25 protein-coding genes and 1 pseudogene are annotated in these 24,396 nt (G+C 36.3%); 10 read left to right on the top strand and 16 right to left on the bottom strand.

What is annotated here, in order from left to right; genetic code table 11:
• Positions 1-112: 112 nt before the first annotated feature.
• Together ACF3N8_RS03480 and ACF3N8_RS03475 are read right to left on the bottom strand one after the other, a co-directional pair.
• Positions 113-301 (bottom strand): transposase, encoded by a 189-nt coding sequence (locus tag ACF3N8_RS03480; RefSeq protein ID WP_392450424.1) that lies wholly within the window; start codon positions 299-301, stop codon positions 113-115.
• The gene (locus ACF3N8_RS03475) at positions 286-1,251 is read right to left on the bottom strand and encodes an ISL3 family transposase (RefSeq protein WP_392450422.1); all 966 of its coding nucleotides are present in this window, start codon (positions 1,249-1,251) and stop codon (positions 286-288) included. The genes ACF3N8_RS03480 and ACF3N8_RS03475 overlap by 16 nt, the downstream gene beginning before the upstream one ends.
• 368 nt (positions 1,252-1,619) lie before the next feature.
• Here ACF3N8_RS03475 and ACF3N8_RS03470 point away from each other — a divergent pair.
• A pseudogene (locus tag ACF3N8_RS03470) lies at positions 1,620-2,153 on the top strand (branched-chain amino acid transport system II carrier protein); the annotation flags it as partial.
• A 289-nt stretch (positions 2,154-2,442) separates the two neighbouring features.
• Here ACF3N8_RS03470 and ACF3N8_RS03465 read toward each other — a convergent pair.
• Positions 2,443-3,627 carry a MalY/PatB family protein gene (locus ACF3N8_RS03465; RefSeq protein ID WP_238094069.1) on the bottom strand — a complete coding sequence of 395 codons (1,185 nt, stop codon included), beginning with the start codon at positions 3,625-3,627 and terminating at the stop codon, positions 2,443-2,445.
• A 305-nt stretch (positions 3,628-3,932) separates the two neighbouring features.
• Entirely contained in the window at positions 3,933-4,586 is a 654-nt protein-coding gene (locus ACF3N8_RS03460) for a metal-dependent transcriptional regulator (protein WP_009382171.1), read from the bottom strand.
• A gap of 127 nt (positions 4,587-4,713) precedes the next feature.
• Here ACF3N8_RS03460 and ACF3N8_RS03455 point away from each other — a divergent pair, with 127 nt between their 5' ends.
• Genes ACF3N8_RS03455 through mntC form a run of 3 tightly spaced genes read left to right on the top strand, consistent with a single transcriptional unit; the run spans position 4,714 to position 7,210 of the window.
• Positions 4,714-5,472, top strand: a complete 759-nt coding sequence (locus ACF3N8_RS03455) for a metal ABC transporter ATP-binding protein (RefSeq protein WP_009382172.1) — start codon at positions 4,714-4,716, stop codon at positions 5,470-5,472.
• A complete protein-coding gene (locus ACF3N8_RS03450; protein WP_009382173.1) occupies positions 5,469-6,305 on the top strand; it encodes a metal ABC transporter permease in 837 nt (278 codons plus the stop codon). Before ACF3N8_RS03455 ends, ACF3N8_RS03450 begins: the two co-directional genes overlap by 4 nt.
• Positions 6,302-7,210 (top strand): manganese ABC transporter substrate-binding lipoprotein MntC, encoded by a 909-nt coding sequence (gene mntC, locus ACF3N8_RS03445; RefSeq protein WP_009382175.1) that lies wholly within the window; start codon positions 6,302-6,304, stop codon positions 7,208-7,210. Before ACF3N8_RS03450 ends, mntC begins: the two co-directional genes overlap by 4 nt.
• Positions 7,211-7,362: 152 nt before the next feature.
• Here the strand turns inward: mntC and ACF3N8_RS03440 are convergent, their stop codons facing one another.
• The 3 genes from ACF3N8_RS03440 to ACF3N8_RS03430 all read right to left on the bottom strand — a co-directional run bounded on the left by ACF3N8_RS03440 (position 7,363) and on the right by ACF3N8_RS03430 (position 8,888).
• Entirely contained in the window at positions 7,363-8,037 is a 675-nt protein-coding gene (locus tag ACF3N8_RS03440; protein ID WP_238102185.1) for a DNA-3-methyladenine glycosylase, read from the bottom strand.
• A gap of 1 nt (position 8,038) precedes the next feature.
• Positions 8,039-8,398, bottom strand: a complete 360-nt coding sequence (locus ACF3N8_RS03435) for a DUF488 domain-containing protein (RefSeq protein ID WP_009382179.1) — start codon at positions 8,396-8,398, stop codon at positions 8,039-8,041.
• Positions 8,399-8,516: 118 nt separating this feature from the next.
• Positions 8,517-8,888 carry a hypothetical protein gene (locus tag ACF3N8_RS03430; protein WP_392450254.1) on the bottom strand — a complete coding sequence of 124 codons (372 nt, stop codon included), beginning with the start codon at positions 8,886-8,888 and terminating at the stop codon, positions 8,517-8,519.
• Between the two features lie 564 nt (positions 8,889-9,452).
• Between ACF3N8_RS03430 and ACF3N8_RS03425 the strand changes: the two genes are divergently transcribed.
• The 3 genes from ACF3N8_RS03425 to ACF3N8_RS03415 all read left to right on the top strand — a co-directional run bounded on the left by ACF3N8_RS03425 (position 9,453) and on the right by ACF3N8_RS03415 (position 13,637).
• Complete coding sequence (locus ACF3N8_RS03425) at positions 9,453-10,829, top strand: sodium:alanine symporter family protein (RefSeq protein ID WP_009382183.1); 1,377 nt, start codon at positions 9,453-9,455, stop codon at positions 10,827-10,829.
• A gap of 181 nt (positions 10,830-11,010) precedes the next feature.
• A complete protein-coding gene (locus ACF3N8_RS03420) occupies positions 11,011-12,162 on the top strand; it encodes a dicarboxylate/amino acid:cation symporter (RefSeq protein ID WP_238094064.1) in 1,152 nt (383 codons plus the stop codon).
• Between the two features lie 407 nt (positions 12,163-12,569).
• The gene (locus ACF3N8_RS03415; RefSeq protein WP_238094063.1) at positions 12,570-13,637 is read left to right on the top strand and encodes a hypothetical protein; all 1,068 of its coding nucleotides are present in this window, start codon (positions 12,570-12,572) and stop codon (positions 13,635-13,637) included.
• 486 nt (positions 13,638-14,123) lie between these two features.
• On the opposite strand, the gene ACF3N8_RS03410 is transcribed toward ACF3N8_RS03415, so the two are convergent.
• The 7 genes from ACF3N8_RS03410 to ACF3N8_RS03380 form a co-directional block, all read right to left on the bottom strand.
• Positions 14,124-14,744, bottom strand: coding sequence for a hypothetical protein (locus ACF3N8_RS03410; protein WP_238102183.1), 621 nt, complete (start codon positions 14,742-14,744; stop codon positions 14,124-14,126).
• Positions 14,741-15,724: a hypothetical protein gene (locus ACF3N8_RS03405; protein WP_238102182.1), complete on the bottom strand. Its 984-nt coding sequence runs from the start codon at positions 15,722-15,724 to the stop codon at positions 14,741-14,743. The genes ACF3N8_RS03410 and ACF3N8_RS03405 overlap by 4 nt, the downstream gene beginning before the upstream one ends.
• Before the next feature lies 1 nt (position 15,725).
• Positions 15,726-16,619 carry an ABC transporter ATP-binding protein gene (locus ACF3N8_RS03400; RefSeq protein WP_238102181.1) on the bottom strand — a complete coding sequence of 298 codons (894 nt, stop codon included), beginning with the start codon at positions 16,617-16,619 and terminating at the stop codon, positions 15,726-15,728.
• 130 nt (positions 16,620-16,749) lie between these two features.
• A complete protein-coding gene (locus tag ACF3N8_RS03395; RefSeq protein ID WP_392450250.1) occupies positions 16,750-17,562 on the bottom strand; it encodes a metallophosphoesterase in 813 nt (270 codons plus the stop codon).
• 252 nt (positions 17,563-17,814) lie between these two features.
• The gene (locus ACF3N8_RS03390; protein WP_009382198.1) at positions 17,815-18,486 is read right to left on the bottom strand and encodes a DUF5067 domain-containing protein; all 672 of its coding nucleotides are present in this window, start codon (positions 18,484-18,486) and stop codon (positions 17,815-17,817) included.
• A 225-nt stretch (positions 18,487-18,711) separates the two neighbouring features.
• Positions 18,712-19,590, bottom strand: coding sequence for an ROK family protein (locus ACF3N8_RS03385; protein ID WP_009382199.1), 879 nt, complete (start codon positions 19,588-19,590; stop codon positions 18,712-18,714).
• Positions 19,591-19,612: 22 nt separating this feature from the next.
• Positions 19,613-20,113, bottom strand: coding sequence for a GNAT family N-acetyltransferase (locus ACF3N8_RS03380; protein WP_238094060.1), 501 nt, complete (start codon positions 20,111-20,113; stop codon positions 19,613-19,615).
• Between the two features lie 118 nt (positions 20,114-20,231).
• On the opposite strand from ACF3N8_RS03380, the gene ACF3N8_RS03375 reads away from it, so the two are divergent.
• The 3 genes from ACF3N8_RS03375 (at position 20,232) to ACF3N8_RS03365 (ending at position 22,853) form a co-directional block, all read left to right on the top strand.
• The gene (locus ACF3N8_RS03375; RefSeq protein ID WP_009382201.1) at positions 20,232-20,603 is read left to right on the top strand and encodes a hypothetical protein; all 372 of its coding nucleotides are present in this window, start codon (positions 20,232-20,234) and stop codon (positions 20,601-20,603) included.
• Positions 20,604-20,723: 120 nt separating this feature from the next.
• Positions 20,724-21,644, top strand: coding sequence for a CPBP family intramembrane glutamic endopeptidase (locus tag ACF3N8_RS03370; RefSeq protein ID WP_238100869.1), 921 nt, complete (start codon positions 20,724-20,726; stop codon positions 21,642-21,644).
• Between the two features lie 156 nt (positions 21,645-21,800).
• Entirely contained in the window at positions 21,801-22,853 is a 1,053-nt protein-coding gene (locus tag ACF3N8_RS03365; protein ID WP_009382204.1) for a metal ABC transporter solute-binding protein, Zn/Mn family, read from the top strand.
• Positions 22,854-23,035: 182 nt separating this feature from the next.
• Here the strand turns inward: ACF3N8_RS03365 and ACF3N8_RS03360 are convergent, their stop codons facing one another.
• Both ACF3N8_RS03360 and ACF3N8_RS03355 read right to left on the bottom strand, forming a co-directional pair.
• Positions 23,036-23,638: a short chain dehydrogenase gene (locus tag ACF3N8_RS03360; protein ID WP_009382206.1), complete on the bottom strand. Its 603-nt coding sequence runs from the start codon at positions 23,636-23,638 to the stop codon at positions 23,036-23,038.
• 100 nt (positions 23,639-23,738) lie between these two features.
• A complete protein-coding gene (locus ACF3N8_RS03355; protein ID WP_392450421.1) occupies positions 23,739-24,272 on the bottom strand; it encodes a M23 family metallopeptidase in 534 nt (177 codons plus the stop codon).
• Positions 24,273-24,396 lie beyond the last annotated feature (124 nt).

Here is a 24,396-nt window from a genome sequence, read left to right as displayed (position 1 = left end):
TAGACGAATGATTTGCTTTTCGCTTTCCTGTGGCGCTCGTTGGGAGCTAAAGCTTCGCTTGGATCTCCCTTACTCACAGAGCCACGGGAGTCTTCAAGCAATCATTCTACACCTATGCTACTTCATGCATAGGTGTTTTTCTTTGTCTAAGTTTATATAAGCGTGACATGAGTAATATTCTGTCTCTAAAGTTTGCGTAATTTCTATAACCATAAGCATTTCTTTTAAGTAATTTTATTTTATTATTTATGCCTTCAATCGGACCGTTAGTTATCATAGGGTGATTTAAAGTATTACATATGAAGGGTAATACTTCATAAATGATCGCAGTACTCTCATTAAACCTTCTGAAATGTGGTTTTGACGAGATTTATACAGTACTGATCGAAATAAATCAATATCATTATGCTTCAATGCCAGTATTAATTCTTGTCCTATCTCGTAAGTGTTATTGAGCGTATTATCGTTAGATAATAAGTACGAAACGATGTCTTTTTCAGTAATTAAAGTTTTGAATAATCGATGATATTTATAGTTTATAGCGTTAAGATTTAGCTTAGGTTTTAAAAGTAGTTTCCAATACCGTTTATATTTATTGTAAAGTGGGCGCCTATTACGTCTAGCTTGATTCATGACTTTAACTCGGGTACGGTTAATCTCACGATTAATTGCCTGAACGATATGAAATCTATCAATAATAACTAAAGCATTAGGGAAAACATCTGATATTAGATCCATGTATGGTTCATACATATCTATACATACTGTCTTAACGCGCTTTCTTGCGTAAAGATCAAACTTCATGAAGTAGTTTTTGAGGTTAAACTTTCTTCTATCACTGACAATGTCAATAATTTGATGAGAAGTACTGTCACAATAGATGAAACTCATTGAAGCATCAACATTTTTAACGCTTTTGAACTCATCCATCATAATGTGCTCAGGCAAATGCGAACCTACTTTATGTCTAATTTCATCAACGGTTTGTTTAATGATTCGAACCACCGTAGGTGATGATACACAACAAGATTCGGCAACAGATTTAATGGAACGTACTTCTCTAACTTTGTCAGCTATAAACATTTTCAAGTTGTTAGATAAGCAACAATACTTATCTACTATAGATGTTTCAGCTACAAAAGTTCGATTACAATTGTGACACAAATAGCGTTGCTTCTTTAATTCTAGTAGACATGGAAACCCACTTAGGCGTGGTAATTTAACATTAATTACTCGAAATCCATGCTTTATAATAGTGCGTTGATGATTAGTGATACCACAGTGTTGACACTTATCAGCTTTGGAAGAAGAACCCCATAAAGCATTATATAGATTCTTCCTTTTATTTCTTTTTCATCAGTCTTTTCCTCGATGACTAAATTTGGTTCTTTCAATCTTAAGAGTTCTGTTATAAAATTATTCACAGGCGCATTATCTCCTTTTTGTTAGTTTGGTCACTTACAATTATAGAGATAAATGCGTTCTTTTAGTACAAAAAATAATTCGGCTAATGACCTCGAATGAGGTCACCAACCGAATTTATTATAGAGCCATAATTCATAGAGAACGCTCCTTTTTTGTTAAAATTATACTATAAAATTAACTTTGCAACAGAACCCTTATTAACGTACAACTCATTACGTGTGTTTGGTCGCTTTGGCGATGTTATCTTCGCAACAACTGTTATTTTAGCTTGTCTTACAACATGTATCGGCTTAGTTAATGCATGTAGTGCCTTTGCGAAAAAGTACATTCCAAATATGTCTTATAAATTGTTCGTATTGGTCTTTTCAATTGTAGGTTTCTTATTTACAACACTTGGATTAGATATGATCTTAAAAATCGCAGTACCATTACTAACATTTATCTATCCAGTATCAATTGTACTCGTGCTCGTATCATTCGTGAACATGTGGTTTAAAGAACGTTTCAGATGGACGTATACGCTCGCAATGATTCCGACACTACTTATTTCAATTCTACAAATACTGAATAGCTTTAAGTTACTTTCAGGTGGTTTAAAATCATTCTTTGAAATGTTGCCATTTGCGAAATTAGATTTAGCTTGGACAATTCCGTTCCTAGTTTGCGCAATCATCGGCTTTATTATCGATAAACTACTTGAAAATAAACACAAAAAAGCGACAAACTAAATTTAAATCGGCATAACGCCATTAATAAACCCAAATGATAAAAAATAAAGCAATCCTCTTAAACAGCATGCTTTCCTGTAAAGCCCAACTCAAACTTAAGTTTGTTAGTTGGGCTTACAAAGTAGCTTAGCTACTTTGATCAACGGTATAGCCCCGGCTTGCATAGCTTGATAATTTGCTTACGCAAATTTCAGTGCCGGGTCCCCGCCCCTAGGAGTCAGCTGTTAGGGAATTGCTTTTTTTATAGCTTATTTAAGTGCTCTAATTTCAATGGCTCAATTGGGTGTTTTTATATTAAATGGTTGTTGTGAAGTGTGTTGTAGATGTTATCCATAGCTTCTTTGATCATAGCTCGTGGTGAGGCTAAATTCATACGCATATAGCCTTCACCACTTTTACCGAACCAACTACCGCCATCTAAAGCGACTTTAGCTTCGTGATAAATATAATCTTGAAGTGCTTTGTCGGAAATGCCTAGTTCCGTAAAGTCCATCCAAAGTAAATATGTTGCTTGATGGTTGATAAGCTTAACCTTAGGCATATGTTTCTGAACGTAATCATGAACGAATTCCAAATTGCCTTTTAAATATGAAAGCAATGCTTCTAACCATGCTTCACCATGTTCGTATGCAGCAATGGTACCTACTATCGCAAACGGATTTGGTTGGCCTATCGCGATTCGGGACTGCATCTCTTGAAATTGTAATCTTAATTGTTCGTTTGGAATTACGACGTGTGACATTTGTAGCCCTGCAAGGTTAAATGTCTTTGAAGGTGCCATAAAAAGCACCACGTTATCCTCATAGGACTTTTCAAGGCGAGGTAAAATATGATGTTGATTAGGCTTAAATACAAGATCATTATGGATTTCGTCGGCTAGTACGAGGACGTTGTGTTTGATACATAAATCCATCATCTTGCGTAGTTCATCCTCGCGCCACACGCGGCTCACGGGGTTGTGAGGTGAACAGAGTATAAAGAGTTTCGTCTTATCGTCTTTCACTTTGCGCTCGAAATCATCAAAGTCGATGACATACTCAGATTCTTGACGTACTAAATCGTTCGACACAACTTGACGGCCGTTATTCTCAATCGCCATTCTGAACGGATAATACACGGGCTCTTGAATTAAGACAGCGTCACCCGGTTTCGTGAAAGTTTGAACCGCAAGATTAATTGCTGGCACGACACCAGGCATGTTGAGAATCCAATTTAGGTGGATATTATAGTCAAAGCGGTCTTTAACCCAACGTTTAAAGGCCATATTATGCTTATTTGAGCCACTATAACCATATATACCGTGCTCGCTCATCTCTTGAACGGCTTTCTGAATGTGTGAATCGACATGGAAGTCCATGTCGGCTACCCATAGAGGAATCATGTCGCGTTCTCCAAAGTTTGCTTCTAATACATCTTTCGACCATTTCACAGCGTTCATGCCACTGCGGTCGATGCGTTCATCAAAATTTACCATTTCCTTCATCCCTTTCAAAACGTTTGTCTTACAATATAGAATTACTTATTAATATTTAAAATAAGTCATATAATTAATTTCCTTAACAGCATGCTTTCCTGGGGCGTGGCCGGAGCCTGTAGTCTCCGGTCTCACGCTACTCCCCTAGGAGTCAGCTGTTTGGAAATTAGCTTTAAACTTTTTGAACTTTAATAAATCCCTAGACACTAATAATAGATGTCTCAATTATAATTTTATTTAACTTAACGAGATATCTTTATTTCCAAAATTAAAAAACAGAAAAAGGTTGGCTGTACCTTCTCCTGTTACGCTTCATATGGTTCGACGTATATTTGATCTGCGTTGAGGTAACTTAAATGAATCGTTTTATCATCTGATTTCAGTTCGACAATTTGATTCGTTGCGTCTTTATTTATGATTTCAACACTTTCACCAATCGTAATGTCTTTGTTTCTTAGATATACGAGTAAGTTTGTATGGTCTCGCACACGTTTGATCATGACTTTATCCCCTGCTTCAAAGGATAATAATGGTGTTGTATAAATCTCCTCAAATGTATCATTGCGTGGGATAACACCACCGTGCGGGCACGTTTCAGGCTCACCGAGTAATTGATCTAAGCGTTCTACGAATTTTTCTGAAACACGATGTTCCAGTACTTCCGCTTCTTCATGAACCTCTTCCCAATTATATTTCAACACTTCGATTAGGAATAATTCAATCAATCGATGTCGCTTAATCACATCTAAAGTATATGTTAACCCCTTCTCGGATAACTTAACACCCTTATAAGGTTTAGTTTCAACATACCCCGCTTTTAAAAGTCGGTTCACCATCTCACTAACTGAAGGTGGTTTGATATTTAAATACTGCGATAAAACTTTATTAGACACGTACGTGTTCATCCCATTGTTATAAAGTATGGCCTTTAGGTAATCCTCATTTTCCTCAGTTAACATTCCTATCACCTTTTCGATTTGACTCACCATCATTATAGCATGAAATATCTTGACAAGTTAAAAAGTTAAGATTATCATAAAATAAAATTAGGTTAACCTAAAAATATTTATAGGAGGTGTTAATAACGTGCTCGAAATTAAAAATCTACATTTGTTTTTAGGCAATCGCCACGTCCTTCAAAACATCAATTTAGCGTTACCCATTAACGGTGACATTATAGGTGTTATGGGACCTAATGGCGCAGGTAAGTCCTCATTACTGAAATCAATAACGAAGACATTCAAAGCTTCAGGTCAAATCACGATTAACGACCAACCCATTCACAAGCATTTGAAGAAGCTTTCATACATTCCTCAGAAATCTCAACTTGATTTAGACTTCCCCATCAACGTAGAGAAAGTCATTCTATCGGGATGTTTCAAGCATACAGGTTGGTTTAGAAAGATTTCGCATTACGACAAAGGCCGTTATATCAAACTGATTAAAGACTTAGAACTCTACGATTTAAGACATCGTCAAATTAAGGCCTTAAGTGGCGGTCAACTACAACGTGTACTCGTTGCACGCGCATTGATGTCTCAAAGCGACGTGTACTTACTGGATGAACCATTTACTGGCATCGATTTTCATAGTGAGGCTGTCATTTTCAAACAGATTGAGAAATTGAAACAAGAAGGTAAATTAGTCATTATCGTACACCACGATATCCAATCAGCTCGCGACTACTTCGACAAAGTGATTCTAATCAATCAAGACATTATCGCGTTTGGTGAGACTCAAGATGTCTTAACTGACATGCATATCAATCGCACGTTTAATCAAGCATCCCGAGCAAAAGCCCATCAAGGCCTCGCTTTTCAAAGAAAGGAAGTTACGCAACCATGATGGATTTCTTTCAACATATCTTTGAATACCGTTTCTTAAACCGTGCATTACTGATCGCAATATGTGTTGGCGTTGTATGTGGTGTCGTAGGTTCTGTAATTATATTAAGGGGACTCGCATTAATGAGTGACGCGATGAGCCATGCCGTACTACCAGGTGTTGCCTTGTCTTACCTCTTTCAAGTACCTATCCTAGTCGGTTCTCTTGTAACCGGTATGTTATCAAGCTTATTAATCGGGTTCTTCCAAGACCAATCTAAGACAAAGAAAGATGCGGCTATTGGGATATGTTTCACGGCGTTTCTCGCGACCGGTATTATTCTGATCAGCTTAATTCAAAGTACAACTGACTTATATCACATCTTATTCGGTAATATTTTAGCTATCACAAACGAAGTTTTCTGGACAACCATTATCGTAAGTGTGATGGTGTTACTCTTAATCATTATCTTTTATAGACCGCTCATGCTTTCAACATTCGACGCAGAGTTCAGTCGCTTAAGTGGGTTAAATACAACATTTATCCACTACTTTATCATTTTACTCCTTGCATTAGTTACAATCGCGAGTATTCAAACAGTCGGCATCATTTTAGTGGTCGCAATGCTCATTACGCCAGCTTCAACAGCGTATTTATTCGCGAAACACTTACACACGATGATGATATTCGCTACGCTATTCAGTACGATTAGCGCAATCGTCGGCATATATCTCAGCTACATTTATAATTTACCGAGCGGTGCCTGTATCGTACTTTGCGCGTTTAGTTTATATATCATCACATTTTTCATTCAATATTTAAGACCATTCTTTAGAAAAGAGGCGACATCATGAAGCGTATCCTATCGATTATCATAGTCTTTATTATCCTTCTAAGTGGGTGCGGAAAGGAAGGCAGTCACAAGCTTAATATCGTGACGACAAACTCAATATTATATGACATGACACACAACATTGTCGGTGACCATGCCGAAATACACAGTATCGTCCCGGTTGGTCAAGACCCACATGAGTATGAAATTAAACCTAAGGATGTAGAGGCCATTCAGAACGCTGATATCATCTTGTATAACGGTTTAAACCTTGAAACTGGTAATGGCTGGTTTGAAAAGGCACTTAAACAAGCAGGCAAAGATTTAGATGACGATTCAGTCGTGAAAGTTTCTAAACATGTGAAACCCATTTATCTCAAGCACCATGCGACAGCGGAACAACAACCTGACCCTCACGCTTGGTTAAGCTTAGAAAATGGTATTCAATATGTAAAAAACATTCAAGATGCGGTCGTCAAGCATGATCAATCTAACAAAGACAGCTATCAAAAAGATGGCGACCAATACATTCAAAAGTTAGAAAAACTCAATCAATCGAGTCATCAAAAATTTGAAGATATTCCTAAATCTAAACGTCATATGATTACAAGTGAAGGTGCATTTAAATACTTTTCAAAACAATATCAAATTAACTCAGGATATATTTGGGAGATTAATACGGAAAAGCAAGGAACCCCTAAACAAATGAAAGACGCGATTAAATTCGTTAAAGATAACAATCTTAAACATTTATTACTTGAAACAAGTGTCGATGCGAAAAGTATGAAGGCACTAGGTGAGGAAACACATGCGACAATCTATGGAGAAGTTTATACAGATTCAATAGGTAAGAAAGGGTCTAAAGGTGACTCCTACTATAAAATGATGCAGTCAAATATCGATACCATTCATAGTAGTATGAAGTAGACAACACGCGCTAAAAAATTAGCTTTCCAATTACATAACGTAATTCTAATGCCAGATTATGTTGTTGCGCGAAAAGCAGATGCATTAAATTATCCTCCAAAACTATGAAAAGTCGAGCCTGAGGTCCCCATACCCTTATGGCTCGACATTTTTTATAAATTCCTATTTTCAATGGCTTCATCTAAATCTCGATATTTGAGTAGATCTAAACTTAACGTTTCCCATAAATAAAATGAAGCATAGGAAAGATAAGGCGACCAAAGCGCCTTTTTCTCTTTCAATACACGTTTACGTGAGTCTCTATCTACCTGATAAAGCCACTCTACTACACGTTGTAACGCTACATCGTCAACCGCTAGTATATTCGGCCTTCTAAGCGTAAAGATGAGATACATTTCAGCAGTCCACTTACCAATACCTTTCACTTGCGTTAATTGTTTAAGTACCGTTTGATCATCGAGACTATCTAACCTTTCAAGATCTAATTCGCCTGATTGGATACATCTAATTAAATCTCGTGTGTACTTTACTTTGGCACGAGATAAGCCCACATCTAGTAAAGCTTCGTCAGATAATTGAGCAACTTTATCTACTGTAAAGTCGTGGCCCGTTAATTCTACAACACGACTAAATACAGCTTCCGCGGCTGGAAAGGATATTTGTTGGCCAACGATAGATCGCACTAACGACTTAAAATAATAAGGACGTATATCAATTTCAATATCGCCTAAATGTGTGATGAGCTTTTTTAATGTGGCATCTTTTTCAATAAGCGCTTGTACGGGCGCCTCTGATATCTTAATTACCGCCTTTTCATAAACTGTCATCCTAATCCAATCCTTTTTCGAGCGCCTCTTTTAATATCACAACATGGTTGTATGTTTCATCTTTAGCAGCATAAACAAGCCAAGTCGTCTCTTTAGCTTCAGCTTCAATTTCTTTAAGTTGGTCAAATGCCTCACGTTGTTCACCTGTCTGAAGTTCTTCTAAATATTTTTCCTTAAAGGTATCGATTTTCTCAGGGTCGTGATCGAACCATTGTCTTAATGATTTTGTAGGCCCTACTTCTTTAAGCCAATAATCAAGTTCTGCTTTTTCTTTTGATACACCACGCGGCCAAACACGGTCGACAAACACGCGTACGCCCTTTTCATTATCGTTGTATACTCGAATCATGTTAAATGCCATCCTATCACCTCATGACACCTTTACCCTATTTTCCACACGAAAAAAGCCGGGACAAAGCCCGGCTCTTTATATAAGTATGTTGTTTTTATATGAATTACGTACCTATGCTAGTCGGAAATTATTTTTCTTCAGATGAAGAAGATGAAGAACCTGACTCTTCAGATGAAGAACCTGAACCTGATTCCTCAGATGAAGAACCTGAACCTGATTCTTCTGATGAAGAACCTTCCTCAGTTGACTCTTCTGATGAAGAACCTTCTTCAGTTGATTCTTCTGAAGATGAACCTTCTTCAGTTGACTCTTCTGAAGATGAACCTTCTTCAGTTGATTCTTCTGAAGATGAACCTGAACCAGATTCTTCAGAAGATTTGTCAGATGAACCTGACTCTTCAGATTTTTTCTCTTCTTTTTTGTCTCCACTACCTGAATCTTGACCACAAGCACCTAGTACGATACTTGCTGCTGCGAATAATGCTAAAAACTTTTTCAAAACAATACAACTCCTTGTTATATATAATTTGGATATTGCACTTGTAAGATAGCACATGTTTGTAGCTTTGAAACTGTTTTTTACAATATCCAAACAATAGTTTATAGAGAGTTTTCATAATAAATCTAAGATTAATGTTTTTAGTTTTTTATTAATATTTCGAAAATACTTACTTCAAATTCTAACGAATTAAATTAATTATCTTAATTTTACATTTACATTAGTAATATCCAAATTCTTTCATTTACATGCTGTTTAATATATCAAAAGTAATCACGGAATTTTTAATCCATAATTCAAACTGTAAAGAAATAAAGAGGTTGAATTTTCTGTAATTTTTATACTTAAGATGTTATTTACCTTTAGGTGTTCTTTTTACATAAATTAATGTTTAATATGAATATATATTCTAAAATGATTTGCCAATTGCGTTCATTTCATAATAGAATTGTTTTTGTAAACACAAATTTAGGGTAATATAAAAATTTGAATAGACTTTTTTCACAAAACTACATATCTAGTTTTTTAAAAGTACTCAAATGACTAGAAATTGGAGGGGATTAAGTGTTTGAGTTCTTAAATAAAATCAATGATATTTTGTGGGGGGCCCCTAGTTTAATATTATTGACAGGTACAGGTTTATTTTTCACTTTACTTTTGAAAGGTTTACAGTTCACGAAACTGTTACACGCATTCAAACTCGCGTTTATGCCGTCAAAACCTTCTAAGGATGAACAAGGTGACATCAGTAACTTTAAAACCTTGATGACATCTTTAGCCGGTATGATTGGTAATGGTAACATTGCAGGGGTAGCAACCGCCATTACACTCGGTGGACCAGGCGCAATCTTTTGGATGTGGGTTGTTGGTTTACTCGGTATGACCACAAAATACGCCGAAGCATTACTTGCGATGAAATATCGTGAGAAGAATCCGAACGGCGAATATTCAAGTGGACCAATGTATTACATAGAAAAAGGACTCGGTTCTAAATACAAATTCTTAGCAATCGCATTCGCAATCTTCGGTGCTTTTGCAGCATTAGGAATTGGTAACAGTGTTCAATCTAATACCATTGCTGATGTGATGACACATAGCTTTAATATTAATGGATTTATAACTGGTATTGTACTTGTTATCTTAATTTCATTAATTATCTTTGGCGGTATCCAAAGAATTAGTAGTGTTGCAGGCGTATTCGTTCCGGTAATGGCCATTTTATACATAGGTGCATCATTACTTATCTTAGTGTTAAACTTCGACCAAATCATTCCAGCATTTGGATTAATATTTAAATATGCATTTACACCTGTTTCAGCTTTAGGTGGCTTTTCAGGGATTGTAGTGATGCAAGCCATTCAAAATGGTGTTTCAAAGGGGATCTTTTCAAACGAAGCTGGTCTTGGTACGGTTGCTTTAATCGCAGGTAACGCGAAGACGAATCAACCTGTCGTTCAAGCGCTTGTAGCGATGACAGGTACATTCATCGTAACGATTGTTGTATGTACGATGACTGCCCTAGTTCTACTTGTAACAGGGTACTGGGATCCAACAGGCGGTCTCATTTCAGGCGTTGAACATAGTAAAGATATCGAAGCTGGTGCTTTAACAAGTGCCGCATTCGGTCATTCATTAGGCGTAATCGGTGAATACATCGTTTCGTTCTCGGTTATCTTCTTCGGTTTCTCAACAATCATCGCTTGGTTCGTGTATGGCAGTAAATGTTTAGAATATTTACTTGGCGTGAAAAGCGTGATGTTCTACGGTATCGTGTACGTATTATTTACATTCATCGGTACAGTAGCTAAACTTGAAACAGTTTGGGTATTCGCTGATATCGCGAACGCGTTAATGATGATTCCGAACTTAATCGGTTTATTATTACTTTATAAAGTCATTAAACGTGAAACTGAGAAATATTTTAAACCTTCTATTGATTAATTCATATCAGAAGTCGACCATGGTGCTTATTTGAGCACTGTGGTCTTTTTTTATTTTTGAAAAGTCCATTAAATACTTTATGCAAAATGTAGAATGCTCTTTTATAACATTGTTTAAGTATGGTACAATATTGAAAATGTTTAATTTTTGAAAATTGTGTTTATTTCGGGGAGGGTAACAATTGAAACTTGTTATTAAATTATTATTAGGGATTGCTTTAGGTATTGTAATTGGTTTAATTGACATCGACTTTGTTACAAAAGCTATCGTGACATTCAAGTCAATTTTCGACCAAATCATTGGCTATATCATTCCACTTATCATTTTCTTTTTCATTGCAGCAGGGATTACGTCACTTGGACAAGGGTCAGGTAAACTTGTTGGACTTACAGTAGGTGCTGCTTATACATCTACAATCATCGCAGGTTTACTTGCTTTAACAGTTGCTTATAACGTGATGCCTTTTATCGCGAAAAAAGGCGCAGTTCCAGGTGAACCTGAAGAAATCAAACCTTTCTTCACATTCGAATTTGATCCACTTATGGGTGTTCTAACTGCATTAATCACAGCTTTCTTAGTTGGTATTATTGCTGCCAGTTTAAATAGCCCTACTGTCATTAAATTAATTGATGAAGGTCAAAAAATCGTTGAAGTCGCGATTTATAAAATTATCATTCCATTCTTACCATTCTATATCGCAAGTATCTTCACAGAACTTGCTGCACAAGGTACGGTATTCAACATTGTTAAAATCTTCGGTCTCGTTTTAATCTTAGCAATCGCACTTCACTGGGTATGGTTAATTATTCTTTATACAATTGCGGGAACATTGAACAAACGTAATCCGTTCAGTATGATTAAAAACATGATTCCAGCCTACTTTACTGCCGTTGGTACAATGAGTAGTGCTGCTACAATTCCAGTAACGCTTGAACAAACGAAGAAGAACAAAGTTACAGGTTCTATCGCTGACTTTGCGATTCCGCTTCTTGCGACGATTCACTTATCGGGGTCAACGATTACATTAGTAAGTTGTTCAATTGCGGCGATGATCGTACTTCCAGGTATGTCATTACCTGCTATTCCAACTATGATTGGTTTTATCTTTATGTTAGGTATTATCATGATTGCGGCTCCTGGTGTTCCAGGTGGTTCTGTAATGGCAGCGAGTGGTATCCTAGGCTCTATCTTAGGCTTTAACGAATCAGCTATTGGTTTAATGATTGCGCTTTACATGGCTCAAGATAGCTTTGGTACAGCGACTAACATTACAGGTGACGGTGCAATTACAGCAATCGTTGATAAACTCGGCTTTAAAAACAAATCAGCTTAAGAAATGTCAGCTGTCAACCTATAGCCTTAATAACAATTCCTTTAACAGCATGCTCTCCTGGGGCGTGGCCTGAGCCTATAGTCTCAGGACGCACGCTACTCCCCTAGGAGTCAGCTGTTATGGAATTGTTAAAGATAAATTGCTTTAACTTATTTTATAAATTTCAAATCTGATATGTATGAAGTTATAGAAGTTTATAATGGGCTTTTCAAGAAGTAAATTTAATAGTAATAATTAGAGGACGAAGCATATTTAAAAATATGTTCCGTCCTTTTATTTTTGACATTTATTTATATTCAAAAGATAATAAATGTATATTACCATAAACATATTTTCGAAAAGTTTCAAATTTTACAAAAATTTGTAGTTCGTTTATAGTTAACTTGTAGTACAAGGGGGGAGATAAGATGAAGAAGATCCTATTAATTGGGAGTGCCTTCATCGGAGTTATAGTGGGTGCAGGCTTTGCATCAGGACAAGAAATCTTACAGTATTTCACGAGTTTTGGGCTTATTGGTACTTTAGGGGCAATTCTTTCCACAGCGTTATTTGCTTACATAGGTATGATGTTAGTATGGCTTGGTAGCCGTGAACAAACGAACTCGCATATAACTGTAATCGAAAAGATTACAGGTCATTCTACTATAGGAAAAATCATCGCGTTTATTATAGATGCTGTTTTATTATTCACGTTATTTGGCACAGGTGTTGTAATGCTAGCCGGTGCAGGTTCTAACTTAAATCAACAATTTGGTATTCCAACCATTATTGGTACACTCTTAATGACACTTTTAGTGATTATTTGCGGTATGTTTAATGTTGATGGTGTTGTAAAAATTATCGGTAATATCACACCATTCTTAATCGTATTTATTATTGGTATCGCAATTTATAGCTTTTTCAATGCTGACGGTTCACTTTCTACATTAAATGATATTTCAAGTTCTAAGAAGACGACGTTACCGAACTGGATTATTGCGGGTATCAATTATGCGTCATTCAATACGTCATTAGGTGCGTCGATGTCGATTGTGATTGGTGGTTCTGTAAAAGACCCTAAAACAGCTGCAAAAGGTGGTCTCTTAGGCGGATTGATGCTTGGTGGTTTAATTCTACTCAGTCACTTTGCTATCTTTTCTAAGATTAAAGAAGTTGGTGATCTTGAATTACCAACATTAGGTATTGTGAACCACATTTCACCGATTCTCGGTATCATAATGGCTATTGTAATCTTCGGTATGATATTCAATACAGCGTTGGGTATGTTCTATTCATTTACGGCACGCTTTAAAGATGTAGGTTCAAAGTCATTTAAAATCATTTATATTATTTCAATAATTGTCGGTTTAATTGTAAGTTTCGTAGGCTTTACGGATTTAGTTGCTTTCTTCTATCCATTAATTGGTTATTTAGGAATCGTACTCATTGGTGCTCTAATTTATGCGCCATTTAAATTAAAACGACAAAAGTCATAAAAGATTTAGTAGCACATTTTAATTTCCTTATAGCATGTTTGAATAAATAGTCTATATAATTATTGAGAACACGTTAGTTAGACTTAAAAGATGAGATACAAGTTATTATAAGGAATAAATAGCTTTATTAATGGCAATTCCATATACAGCTGACTCAGAGGACGGGTCCCCGGCACTTACAAAAGAACAAAGAAGCTAATGCTTCTTTGTAAGTTCAACCAACGAATTGGAAATTCGGGTTGAGCTTTATACGCAAGCAAATTAACAAGCTATGCAAGCCGGGGCTTTATATTTTAATGAACGAAGAAGCCCTAGCTTCTTCGTAAGTTCAACTAACAAATTGAAAATTCGAGTTGAACTTTACAGGAAAGCATGCTGTAGATGGAATTCTAATCAATTTTCCATAATAAATAAGGTCTTATACCAAGTAAGGGTTACGCCCCCTATCTTTGGTATAAGACCTTTTTAAATGCGTTCACTTTCTTACTAGGCTTTTAAATCGCGACGCTTATACACGAGCGCACCTATCACTATGAGTGCAAGTGCGATACCTATCATTACGAGACTTTCTGTAACGTTGAACGTATCTTTAACAGGATAGTTGCTCATATAAGACGTTAGGATAAACGGTTCCATCCAATCTGCAACTGAAATCAATTCACCGAGATAACTAGCCACAAATGTGAAGATGTGAATGGCCCAAATGAATTTAATCAGACTTGGTTTGAGACCCAACAGACAAGCAGCAACGCTAATAAATAGCGCTGTAATTGGATAGTAATTCAAGCCTGCTTTAAGGAATAAGTCAAAGTCTAAACTGTCATCTAATGTGAAACTTTGAGCTAACCAAATACCTAATGCATACATCACAATGAGTAAGGCATTTAAAATCAAGCTTGTTAATAGTGTTGTTATAAATAAACGTAGGCGTTGCTTACCAGTGATATAAACTAACGTTAACTGCCCTTTATGTTCTTGGCGATACAAGCTTTGAATTAAAATGATCGGATAAATGGCGCTAATTAACGTTAATACAATCGCTATAAATGGTATGAAGTTCTTGATAATTTCTTGCGTCGAACCGCCACCTAAGATTTGTTTGATCATTGGATTGTCGTCTGCAAAATCTTTAAGATCGCCAATATTGAACCATAACTCGCACCGAGTACGAACATCGCGACTAACCAAATGATCATCGTTAACCCGAATTGTTTCACGATTAATCCTGGGAAATGGGCTAACCATCTCGGTGCACGTTCGCGTCCTTTAGGCTCACCGAATATCGCAGCACCGACGTCACGTGTTTGACGACCAAGTACGGTTAAACCAAATAGCACTAAAGTGAGCACTGAAATGATGAGAACTGGCGTTAAGTCATTCTCACCATATGGGAAGATTTGGTATAGTAACCCGATTGGTGACCATAAACTAAGGTCGTCGTTTTGTATATCCGTAATCGCTCTGAATAAATAAAAGACTATGACAAGACCGATTGCCCAGCGGATGACTTGTTCAGAGTTCTTGAAGACTTGGGACAGACATGCTGTTAAGAATACGAAGAACATACCGCATAATGCGAGTGACAAGCCGTAAAAGAGATTCCCTTCGAAATCTAAACCTTCTACATTCATGAGTTGTATCGCGAGTGTGGTTAAAGCACCGAGTAACAGGTTGTAAACGACTATATACAAGCTGTAACCGAGCACAATAGCTAAGCGTCCAACGTTACGACTATGAATGAGCTCCGCAAAACCATTCTCTTCATCTTTCTTTAAATCTTTAACGACCATCAGAACGTTTAATATGGCGATAATGATTAATGTCGTCATCAACATCTCATGAACAAAGAGATTTCCGATGGTATATTTACCACTTGATGCAGGTCCTATCATCGCTGTAATAGACGGGTTCGTCATCGTTTCCTTTAAAGCGTCTCGCTTACTTTGATCAGGATACACTTCGTACAAGGACTTTGCCATAAGCGCTGACATTAGTGCGAAACTTAGCGATACGATCAACATGTAGAGCCGTTTCTTTCTCAAATACATGAGGAACATTTTAAACCATGCATGGCATAAACGTTTCATACTACTCCATCTCACTATCTTTTTGATAGTGTTTCATGAACAATGTTTCAAGTGATGGTGGTGCAATTTGAATATCTTGAATGTGATGTTGGTTAATACGTTGTAAGATAGCTTGCGTATGTTGATGACCAACTTGGAATGTATAACGCGAGCCATCTCGTTCAAATTGGTGGACACCCGCTTCATCCTTTAAATACGTTAAGTCATCTTGTGACTCCACCGTATAAAGATGATATGTCAGATGTCGCATGTCATTTAAGGTACCCGTTTCAATAACAGTACCATCTTTAATAATTGAGATACGATCGCATAAATGTTCGACTTCACTTAAGATGTGACTGGACAAGAGCACACATTTATTGGCATGTTTAAGCTCTAAGACACATTCCTGGAATTCATGTTCCATAAGCGGGTCTAAGCCAGAAGTTGGTTCATCAAAGATATATAACATTGCGTCGATACTTAACGCACTGATGATACCAATTTTCTGTAAGTTCCCTTTTGAATAGTTCTTACATTTTTTCTTAGGATCGAAGTGGAAACGTTCCATTAAAGCTTCTTTACGACCTGGTATTTCATTACCATTGAGTCGAATTAAGAAATCAATCATTTCGCCACCTGTAAAGTTCGGCCACACATTGACGTCACCCGGAATGTACGAAATTCGTGACATATCTTCAGAGGTTAACTGTTTCATAGGTTTATCAAATATTGATACATCGCCTGAGGTTTGATGGATAATGCCTAGAATAATCTTAATCGTAGTCGACTTCCCAGCACCATTAGGTCCGATGAATCCAAGGATTTCACCTTCGTTAACGTCGAGGTTCACGTCTTTAAGCGCACTGAACTTTCCAAATTTCTTCGTAATTGATGATAATTGTAAAACGCTCATCCTATCCCTCCTATCTCTAACTTGACTACATTATAGCAGAGCGGAATAAGATATTGTTAAATATACTTTATTTTATTAACTAATTAATTTTCTACATTTAAATTTTTATTAGATTTCTTTTTTAAAAGCCCTATATTTGAATCATTTGTATCGCGTCTATCATTTCTTTTTTAATGTCTGGTGTACGCCATTCTCTTGGATAACCTAAACAAGGACATATGTAGGTACGTGCAGGTGATTGAAGTCTTTTCCTGAAGTGGACATGACCCATAACGCTATACGGGATGTTGTAAGTATCGTAGAGGTCGTCGATGTCAGTCGTACCTAAGAAGGCGTTGAAATAATCGAAGATACGATGTGGTAGTGGTACGACAAAGTCAGGATGGGTCACCATATGTGTGATTAAGATGACTTTACGATCACCGACGCGCTTGATATCTCGCTCAATGTCTTTCGCGAATTGACGCGAGACTTCGATATCTGACTCATGCCAATCGATATGCTTCTTATCTTGCCAAGTCGCGCCTAAAAATTTCTTTCGAGAAAGACGGTCTAAATCAAATTGGTCGCTCGCAAAGGCGTAGTTATACCAACCACAATGACCGACTATCGCCCACTCGTCATTGATAATGAAAGGCTCGTCGATTAGGCATTTCGGCTTAGATTTAAAGTAATTTAAGATGGACGTCGTATCTGGTGCCTCAGCATCCATATCCCAAAGATCGTGGTTCCCAGGAACTAAGAGCGTTTGAACGGCCGTTTGATATTGAACGCGTTGCACGAATTCATATGAGTAGGCATGATGGTTGGATATGTCTCCCGCAATAATAAATAAGTCGATTTCAGAGTGTTTAATGATATCGACAAGCATCGCCTCATATTCGCTTGGTGTCACATCTTTATTGCGATCGATATGTAAATCTGAAATAATTCCGATATTCATAGAAACAGCCTTTCTCATTTTATTTCACGAACGATTTATCACTTATTTAAATGAATTGCACAAAATTACATAATGAAACATACATCTATAATTGTAATAAGCACGATAATTCTATTATAAGACTTACAACGGCTTAATGGGTGTAACGATATTTCGACGATTTCACGTATTGGTTTATTGCAATAGAAAAAGCCCTACAAAGTATATGCGTTTTACATAGACTTTATAAGACTTTAAAGACATTAGTTTTTCTTATTTTGAAACTTCTTTAATGTTAATTTTCTTTTGACCAACGCTATCGCCATAGTTTTCGATGTCTTGAGCTTTTAATAAGATTGGTCCTTCAATATCTTCAAGTTTGTAAACTGCTACACCTTTAGCAGTACCACCTTTTTTGATATTGTTTGATTCATTTTTAGTGTATTTATTGTATTTCTCTTCAGTTTCAGTGTCGAAGTGAGATATATCTAAGCGGTTTTCAACATCTTTCTGATCTTCTACAACTTCAAACGCTCTCATGAAAGCCGTCATCGGTGATAATTCATCTTCAGCATCTTTATTCGTTACAGAATAGAAGATTGCGACTTGTTCACCGTCGTACTCGCTTTCAGTTAATTTAACTTCTTCAATTTTTAAGTCAAATTCTTCACTCTTAAATTGATTATTTTTAAAAGTCACGTCAGATTTTTCTTTGTCATCGTCTTTTTTAGCTGTGATAGAATCGTCATCGTCTTCAGATTTTGAATCGTCTTTAGCGTCATCTTTTGAATCATCAGAGTTTGTTTCTTCTTTGTTGTTAGACGTATCATCTGTTTTAGCTTCTTCTTTAGTTTCCTCTGTAGAATCGTCTTTTGACTCTCCTGAATTGCCACATGCACCTAATACTAAGAAAGCTGATGCACATAAGAATAATAATTTTTTCATATTCGTACCTCTTCCCTGGTTAGTAATTTAGATAAAATATGTAAAATATAATATCAATTTAGATATCACTAAACTTAATTTATCAATATACGATTACAAAATCAACATAATTTTACTACTTACTTTAATTTATTTTTAAAATGGAAGTACTTATAAATATAATTGATTTATTTTTCTCAATAAAAAAGAACGCGTGCATCGACGCGTTCAGGAATAGTTGCTTATTCAGCTTTTTAGTAAGGCTGCAGCAAGTGCGAAGTTGCCATATGTCGCAGATTTATTATCCTGATATGCAGGCATTTTAATGTAGCGCTTTAAATCTTCAACTTGTAAGTAGTCTTGCATCATGTCCTTAAATTGAGATCTCACCTTTTCTAAAAAGGCCTCACTTACGACGCCACCGCCGAATACAATCGCATTAGGACGTAAGATTAACGTTTGTTGCATCACAATTTGCGCTACATAATAAGCTAAGATATCCCACACTGGATGACTGATAGGAACGTCCTTTCCTGATTGATTTAAACGTGCTTCAAAGGTAGGACCTGAAACAAGACCTTCTAAACAGTCATTATGATACGGACAAATACCTTTGAAATCAGTGTCTTTCGGATGACGCTTTACATGAACGTGCCCCATCTCAGGATGACCAGCGCCGCCTAATATATGACCATTGACAACTGCGCCGCCACCGACGCCTGTACCAATTGTATAGTAGACAAGACTATTAATTTGACGACCTTGTGATAACTCATGTTGATATTCACCATATGCCGAACCGTTCACATCCGTTGTGAAGTACATTGGAATATCCATGTCGGCTTTAAGTCGGCCTAACAAATCGGTATGCTGCCACTTGAGTTTAGGTGTTGATGTAATGTAACCATATTTAGGATGGGTTGTGTTGATTTCGATAGGTCCAAATGAAGCAACACTTAGGGCCTTTACATCAGGATATTGTTTAAAAAATGAAGTGACTTGCGCGAGGGTTTCATCTGGTGTCGTCGTTGGTATCACGATTTCTTCAATAATGTTGAGGTCCGAATCACCGACAGCACATACGAATTTAGTACCACCAGCCTCAATACTTCCAAGTTGTACCATTGTCATTCTCCTTTTCATTCATTTATATATGCGATAGTTTAAAGCGATAACATGTTTCTTTAACTTTAGTTGTACCTATTGTATCACTGTGTTCATGGTGCCATATACCACCCATGTTTTCATAGAATTGCGTTGTTGGGTTTTCTGACAGCACATAAATGATAACTTCTTGGTAACCATCTTCAATGAAGCAATTGAATAATTGCTTTAATAAAGCACGTCCGTACCCCTTGCCTTGAGAAGATGGTAAAACGTAAAACGCGTATACCTCTGCGATATGAGTTTGTTGCGGATTATCTCGGTTTATACCACCATTGATAAATCCTACGACGTTATCGTTGTTATCAGTAGCAACGTAAACATGTGACTTCGGAATAACCTGCTCCCATAAGCTTTCTTTATCCTTTGTAGACATTGCATCTAGGTACGATTGATCGATAAGACCACAGTAGGTATCCTTCCAAGTTTCGACGTGAATACGAGCTATATTAGATACATCATTGAGTGTAGCTTGTCTAATCATAATAAACACTCCCTATATATAATTTTATTAAAATTATTTTAAAATTACGAAAATCTAAACTTGAAACATATAAAATATGATAGAGTTGTAACATACTCATTAATTTGGAGGTATACATATGGAACAACAATATCAACATCAAAATCAGTACCAACAAAACCGCCCTACTAGCCGAGTAGCTGAAATGGTTCTTGGCATTTTAGGTAGTATCTTTGGTATTATCGGCGGCATCATTGCAATAATGATTGGTAGCTTATCAGAGGGGTTAGAAACTGGATCAGGTGGTACTGTCCTAGGTTTAGGTGTCGCAGTTATTATTACATGTATCATTACATTAATCTTAAGTTGTATCATCAATAAGAAACGCGTACTTATTGGTATCCTACTTATCGTTGGCGGTATCCTAAACGTTGTTTTAATTAGTGTATTCGGTATTTTATCAGGTATTTTAATTTTAGTAGCCGGTATCATTACACTAATCCGCAAATAAATACTTACTTAAATGGAACATGAGTGACGCTTTGAAGGCGCACCGTGTTCCATATTTTTATTCATATTTAAAGCTATCACTGGTATAATAATGTTAATTTACACCAAAGGAGTCAACATCATGATTAAATTAAACGATAGCATCGAATCAACCCAGTTTTCATATAGAGGCACATTTTGGCTTACAATCCTTTATGCCTTCTTAATTTTCTTCATTATAACACCCGAACTCTTTAACTGGTTGCACCACTTACCTTCTTTCTTTTTAGACGAAGAAGCTTTCGAATCATTACTAACGCTACTATATGATAGCGGCTATGGCATGCCTCTAGATATGCTTATCTTCTTTATTATAACGATTCTACTACTCTTATTCACAAATAAATTCATTGAACAACGTACACTTCACTCTATTGGCATCTATAAAAAAGGATTTCTCAAATTCTACATTTTAGGCGCTTTATTCGGTACGTGCCTAATTCTAACGATATTCGCTGTTATTTTCGTTGGAAAAGGCTATGAAGTTTCATTTAACGACAACTTCAAAGTAAATGTCATTCTAGCATTCTTGGTAGCTTATATATTCCAAAGCTTCGCTGAAGAATTATTATTTAGAGGGTTTATTATGAACGCGATAGCTGGTCAAAAAGGGGTTACGCTTGGAATCATTATAAACTCGATTTTATTTGTAGCATTCCATCTTCAAAATCCAGGCTTGGACATCTTGCCTATAATTAATCTATTTATCTTCGGTATTATTTTCTCTCTATTATTCTACATGACGAATAGCATATGGTTTGTGGCAGGCGTCCATTGTTTATGGAATTTTATGTTAGGACCAATCCTTGGTATTCAAGTTAGTGGAATTCCGATTGAAGAATCATTATTGCTAACTGTGACTGATCAGACTAACGCCATCTTTAATGGTGATAATTTTGGATTAGAGGGTAGTATTGTAACTACTGGCGTCGGATTAATCGTCGTTATTGTCATTATCATCGTTATGGCAATCAAACGACGCTTTGTTAAACATACTTTTTAATAGGTCCGGCAGTCTTACGTAAGACAAACTTCAGACTGCCCGCTTGTAGTTGGTTTAAAATCTTAAAATAAATATTTTATTAAAATGGCTTTTCATTTAAGAAAAATAGGTATATAATTATAAATCGTAAACATTACTATTTAAGGAGTGGCAAATTTGAAGAGATCATTTATTAGTATCATTGGTGTTATCGCATTAGCGCTCTTACTCGTAGCTTGCGGCAATTCAAACTCTAATGATAAAAAGAAAGATAAGCTAAATGTAAAGACGACGATTTATCCTTTAACGAGCCTCGTTGAGCAAATCGGTGGCGAGCATGTAGAAGTAGAATCTGTATACCCTGAAGGTGCGGATTTACATACGTACGACCCATCTCAAAAAGACATCTTAGACGTAAATAAATCAGATTTATTTGTGTATACAGGCGACACATTAGACCCTGTTGCGAAAAAAATTGCTAAATCGATTAAAGAAGAAGATAAAAAACTTTCTATTGAAAAAGGACTATCTAAAGATATGTTAATGGAAGGACATCACCATCATCATGGTGAAGAAGGTCACGACCATGGACACCACGAAGACGCACTTAAAGAAGACGAGCACGAGCATGAGCATGGCGAAGAAGGTCATAAGGAAGAAGAACATGAACATGGTCATGACGAAGGTCATCACGGCCACAGCCATGGTCAATATGACCCACACATTTGGTTAGATCCTGTAATCGCACAATCTATGGCAAAAGAAGTTAAAGATGAATTAGTTAAGAAAGACCCAGACAATAAAGCTGACTATGAGAAAAACTTTAAGAAAGTCGACAAAGATTTAAAAGCTTTAGATGAAGACTTAAAAGCTAAGACAAAGGATCATAAAGGTGAAACAGTATTCATTTCTCACGATTCAATTGGTTACTTAGCTAAACGTTACGGCTTTAAGCAACAAGGTATTCAAAGTATGAATAAAGAAGACCCTACTCAAAAAGACTTAGTGAAAATCGTTAAAGAAATTAATGATTCAGATGCGAAATATGTGTTATATGAAGAAAATATTTCTACGAAGATTACGGATGTCATTCGTAAAGATACCGACGCTAAGCCACTTAAGTTTAACAACATGGAAGCAATCACTAAGAAGCAAAGTAAAGACCAAACATATCAGTCATTTATGAAAGAAAACGTTAAGAATTTAAGTAAGGCATTAGAAAACAAATAATCGAATAATCACATAATTTTAGCCCGTTCCTCTTTCAAGGACGGGCTATTTTTTATCTTCTAACTCATACAACGCGTTTTCTTTGCCGGGGCCCCGCCCTCTGAGTCAGCTGTTTTGAGGATTGTATGAAATAAAGCTTAACTGCTTTATTTCATTGGTTTAGTCCTAAGCTCTTTTTTACATTAATAAACTTTATATGTTTGACCAGTCTGCTTTCCTTCAACACTTTTAACATATGCATTTGCAACTTCTGATACTTTTCTTGGATTGAATCCTTTGAAAAAGTCACCATATTTATCTAATGCTTCTTCAACTACATTAGGACTCACATTATTAATCCTTAAACCATTTTGCAACTCTATAGCTGCCGAAGTAACAAACCCCGCTATGCCACCATTAGCCATAGCAGCAGAACTTCCTAATTCAATAGGATCATCCATCATGATTCCTGAAGTTAAAGTAAAACTACCGTTATGATTAAGGTAATGCTGCCCAATTAGCACAAGATTGATTTGCCCTAATAACTTACTATTAATAGCAACTTGGTTATCTTCTACCGTCATTTCTTTTAAAGATTGAAATGTAGCAGCACCAGTTGCACTTACTACCGCATCAATGTTTTTGATGTCGTTATACATTTGTTTTATATCATTAACTTTAGTTATATCGATTTGATAATCACCTGATGATAAACCTACTTCGATAACATCATGATTGAGTTCTTTTAATTTCTGTGACACTTCTTTTCCAATTGTACCTGATGCTCCAATTACAACAACTTTCATATAAATACCCCCTGTTAATCTATATGAAGTGTTTCATATATCTTAAATGTATACTGATATTTTGCTCATAATTTTAGCCCGTTCCTCTTTCAAGGACGGGCTATTTTTTATCTTCTAACTCATACAACGCGTTTTCTTTGTTGGGCTTTTCCTCAATATAAGGCTTTGGATCAAAGGCATACTTATTACCAACGCCGCCTTTCATTCTTTGGAAGTGTAAATGCGGTCCTGTCGTTTGTCTACCTGAATTCCCAGACAAAGCGATGATGTCACCTTTCTTAACGTGGTCACCTGTCTGAACTTTAATCTTATCGAGATGCATGTACCACTCGTGATACGTACCGTTTGCCTCACTAATCTGAAGCACGTTCCCACCTAGTTTGTCTTTAAACACACGCGTTACCGTTCCATCTTCAACTGCTTTAACTTTAGTACCAATCGGCAAATCATAATCTATGCCATAATGTTTATCCTTGCCATCAAATTTCAGACCGTATGCATAGGTACCAAACCCATGAGTTTTACGACTACTATCAAATATCTTCGGCATATTCTCTTGATATTTACCATTAAAGATTGCCTTCTTAATTTGATTGAAATTTAGCGTAATGATCGCAATCGTTATAAAGACCATGATTAAAGGTTTAAATACTTTTAAGAAATCCTTCAATTTAAACGCCCTTTCACGCTAGCTTTAACCTATTCTTAAATACACGCCTATTTAGTGTAAGTTTATGCTTTACGCAATTATTCTTCAA

Origin of the sequence: Staphylococcus massiliensis, assembly GCF_043186315.1 — a bacterium.
GTDB lineage: Bacteria > Bacillota > Bacilli > Staphylococcales > Staphylococcaceae > Staphylococcus > Staphylococcus massiliensis.
The sequence above is the reverse complement of the archived record's forward strand: the minus strand, read 5'-3'. Positions and strand labels throughout refer to the sequence as shown.

Bases quoted from the DNA above. Each gene is read 5' to 3' on its own strand.
- ACF3N8_RS03390 (WP_009382198.1), bottom strand. From the start codon at position 18,486: ATGAAAAAATTATTATTCTTATGTGCATCAGCTTTCTTAGTATTAGGT.
- ACF3N8_RS03460 (WP_009382171.1), bottom strand. From the start codon at position 4,586: ATGTTAACTGAGGAAAATGAGGATTACCTAAAGGCCATACTTTATAAC.
- ACF3N8_RS03435 (WP_009382179.1), bottom strand. From the start codon at position 8,398: ATGGCATTTAACATGATTCGAGTATACAACGATAATGAAAAGGGCGTA.
- mntC (WP_009382175.1), top strand. From the start codon at position 6,302: ATGAAGCGTATCCTATCGATTATCATAGTCTTTATTATCCTTCTAAGT.
- ACF3N8_RS03415 (WP_238094063.1), top strand. From the start codon at position 12,570: ATGAAGAAGATCCTATTAATTGGGAGTGCCTTCATCGGAGTTATAGTG.
- ACF3N8_RS03385 (WP_009382199.1), bottom strand. From the start codon at position 19,590: ATGGTACAACTTGGAAGTATTGAGGCTGGTGGTACTAAATTCGTATGT.
- ACF3N8_RS03400 (WP_238102181.1), bottom strand. From the start codon at position 16,619: ATGAGCGTTTTACAATTATCATCAATTACGAAGAAATTTGGAAAGTTC.
- ACF3N8_RS03355 (WP_392450421.1), bottom strand. From the start codon at position 24,272: ATGGTCTTTATAACGATTGCGATCATTACGCTAAATTTCAATCAAATT.
- ACF3N8_RS03410 (WP_238102183.1), bottom strand. From the start codon at position 14,744: ATGATCAAACAAATCTTAGGTGGCGGTTCGACGCAAGAAATTATCAAG.
- ACF3N8_RS03370 (WP_238100869.1), top strand. From the start codon at position 20,724: ATGATTAAATTAAACGATAGCATCGAATCAACCCAGTTTTCATATAGA.
- ACF3N8_RS03380 (WP_238094060.1), bottom strand. From the start codon at position 20,113: ATGATTAGACAAGCTACACTCAATGATGTATCTAATATAGCTCGTATT.
- ACF3N8_RS03405 (WP_238102182.1), bottom strand. From the start codon at position 15,724: ATGAAACGTTTATGCCATGCATGGTTTAAAATGTTCCTCATGTATTTG.
- ACF3N8_RS03360 (WP_009382206.1), bottom strand. From the start codon at position 23,638: ATGAAAGTTGTTGTAATTGGAGCATCAGGTACAATTGGAAAAGAAGTG.
- ACF3N8_RS03440 (WP_238102185.1), bottom strand. From the start codon at position 8,037: ATGACAGTTTATGAAAAGGCGGTAATTAAGATATCAGAGGCGCCCGTA.
- ACF3N8_RS03465 (WP_238094069.1), bottom strand. From the start codon at position 3,627: ATGGTAAATTTTGATGAACGCATCGACCGCAGTGGCATGAACGCTGTG.
- ACF3N8_RS03395 (WP_392450250.1), bottom strand. From the start codon at position 17,562: ATGAATATCGGAATTATTTCAGATTTACATATCGATCGCAATAAAGAT.
- ACF3N8_RS03375 (WP_009382201.1), top strand. From the start codon at position 20,232: ATGGAACAACAATATCAACATCAAAATCAGTACCAACAAAACCGCCCT.
- ACF3N8_RS03450 (WP_009382173.1), top strand. From the start codon at position 5,469: ATGATGGATTTCTTTCAACATATCTTTGAATACCGTTTCTTAAACCGT.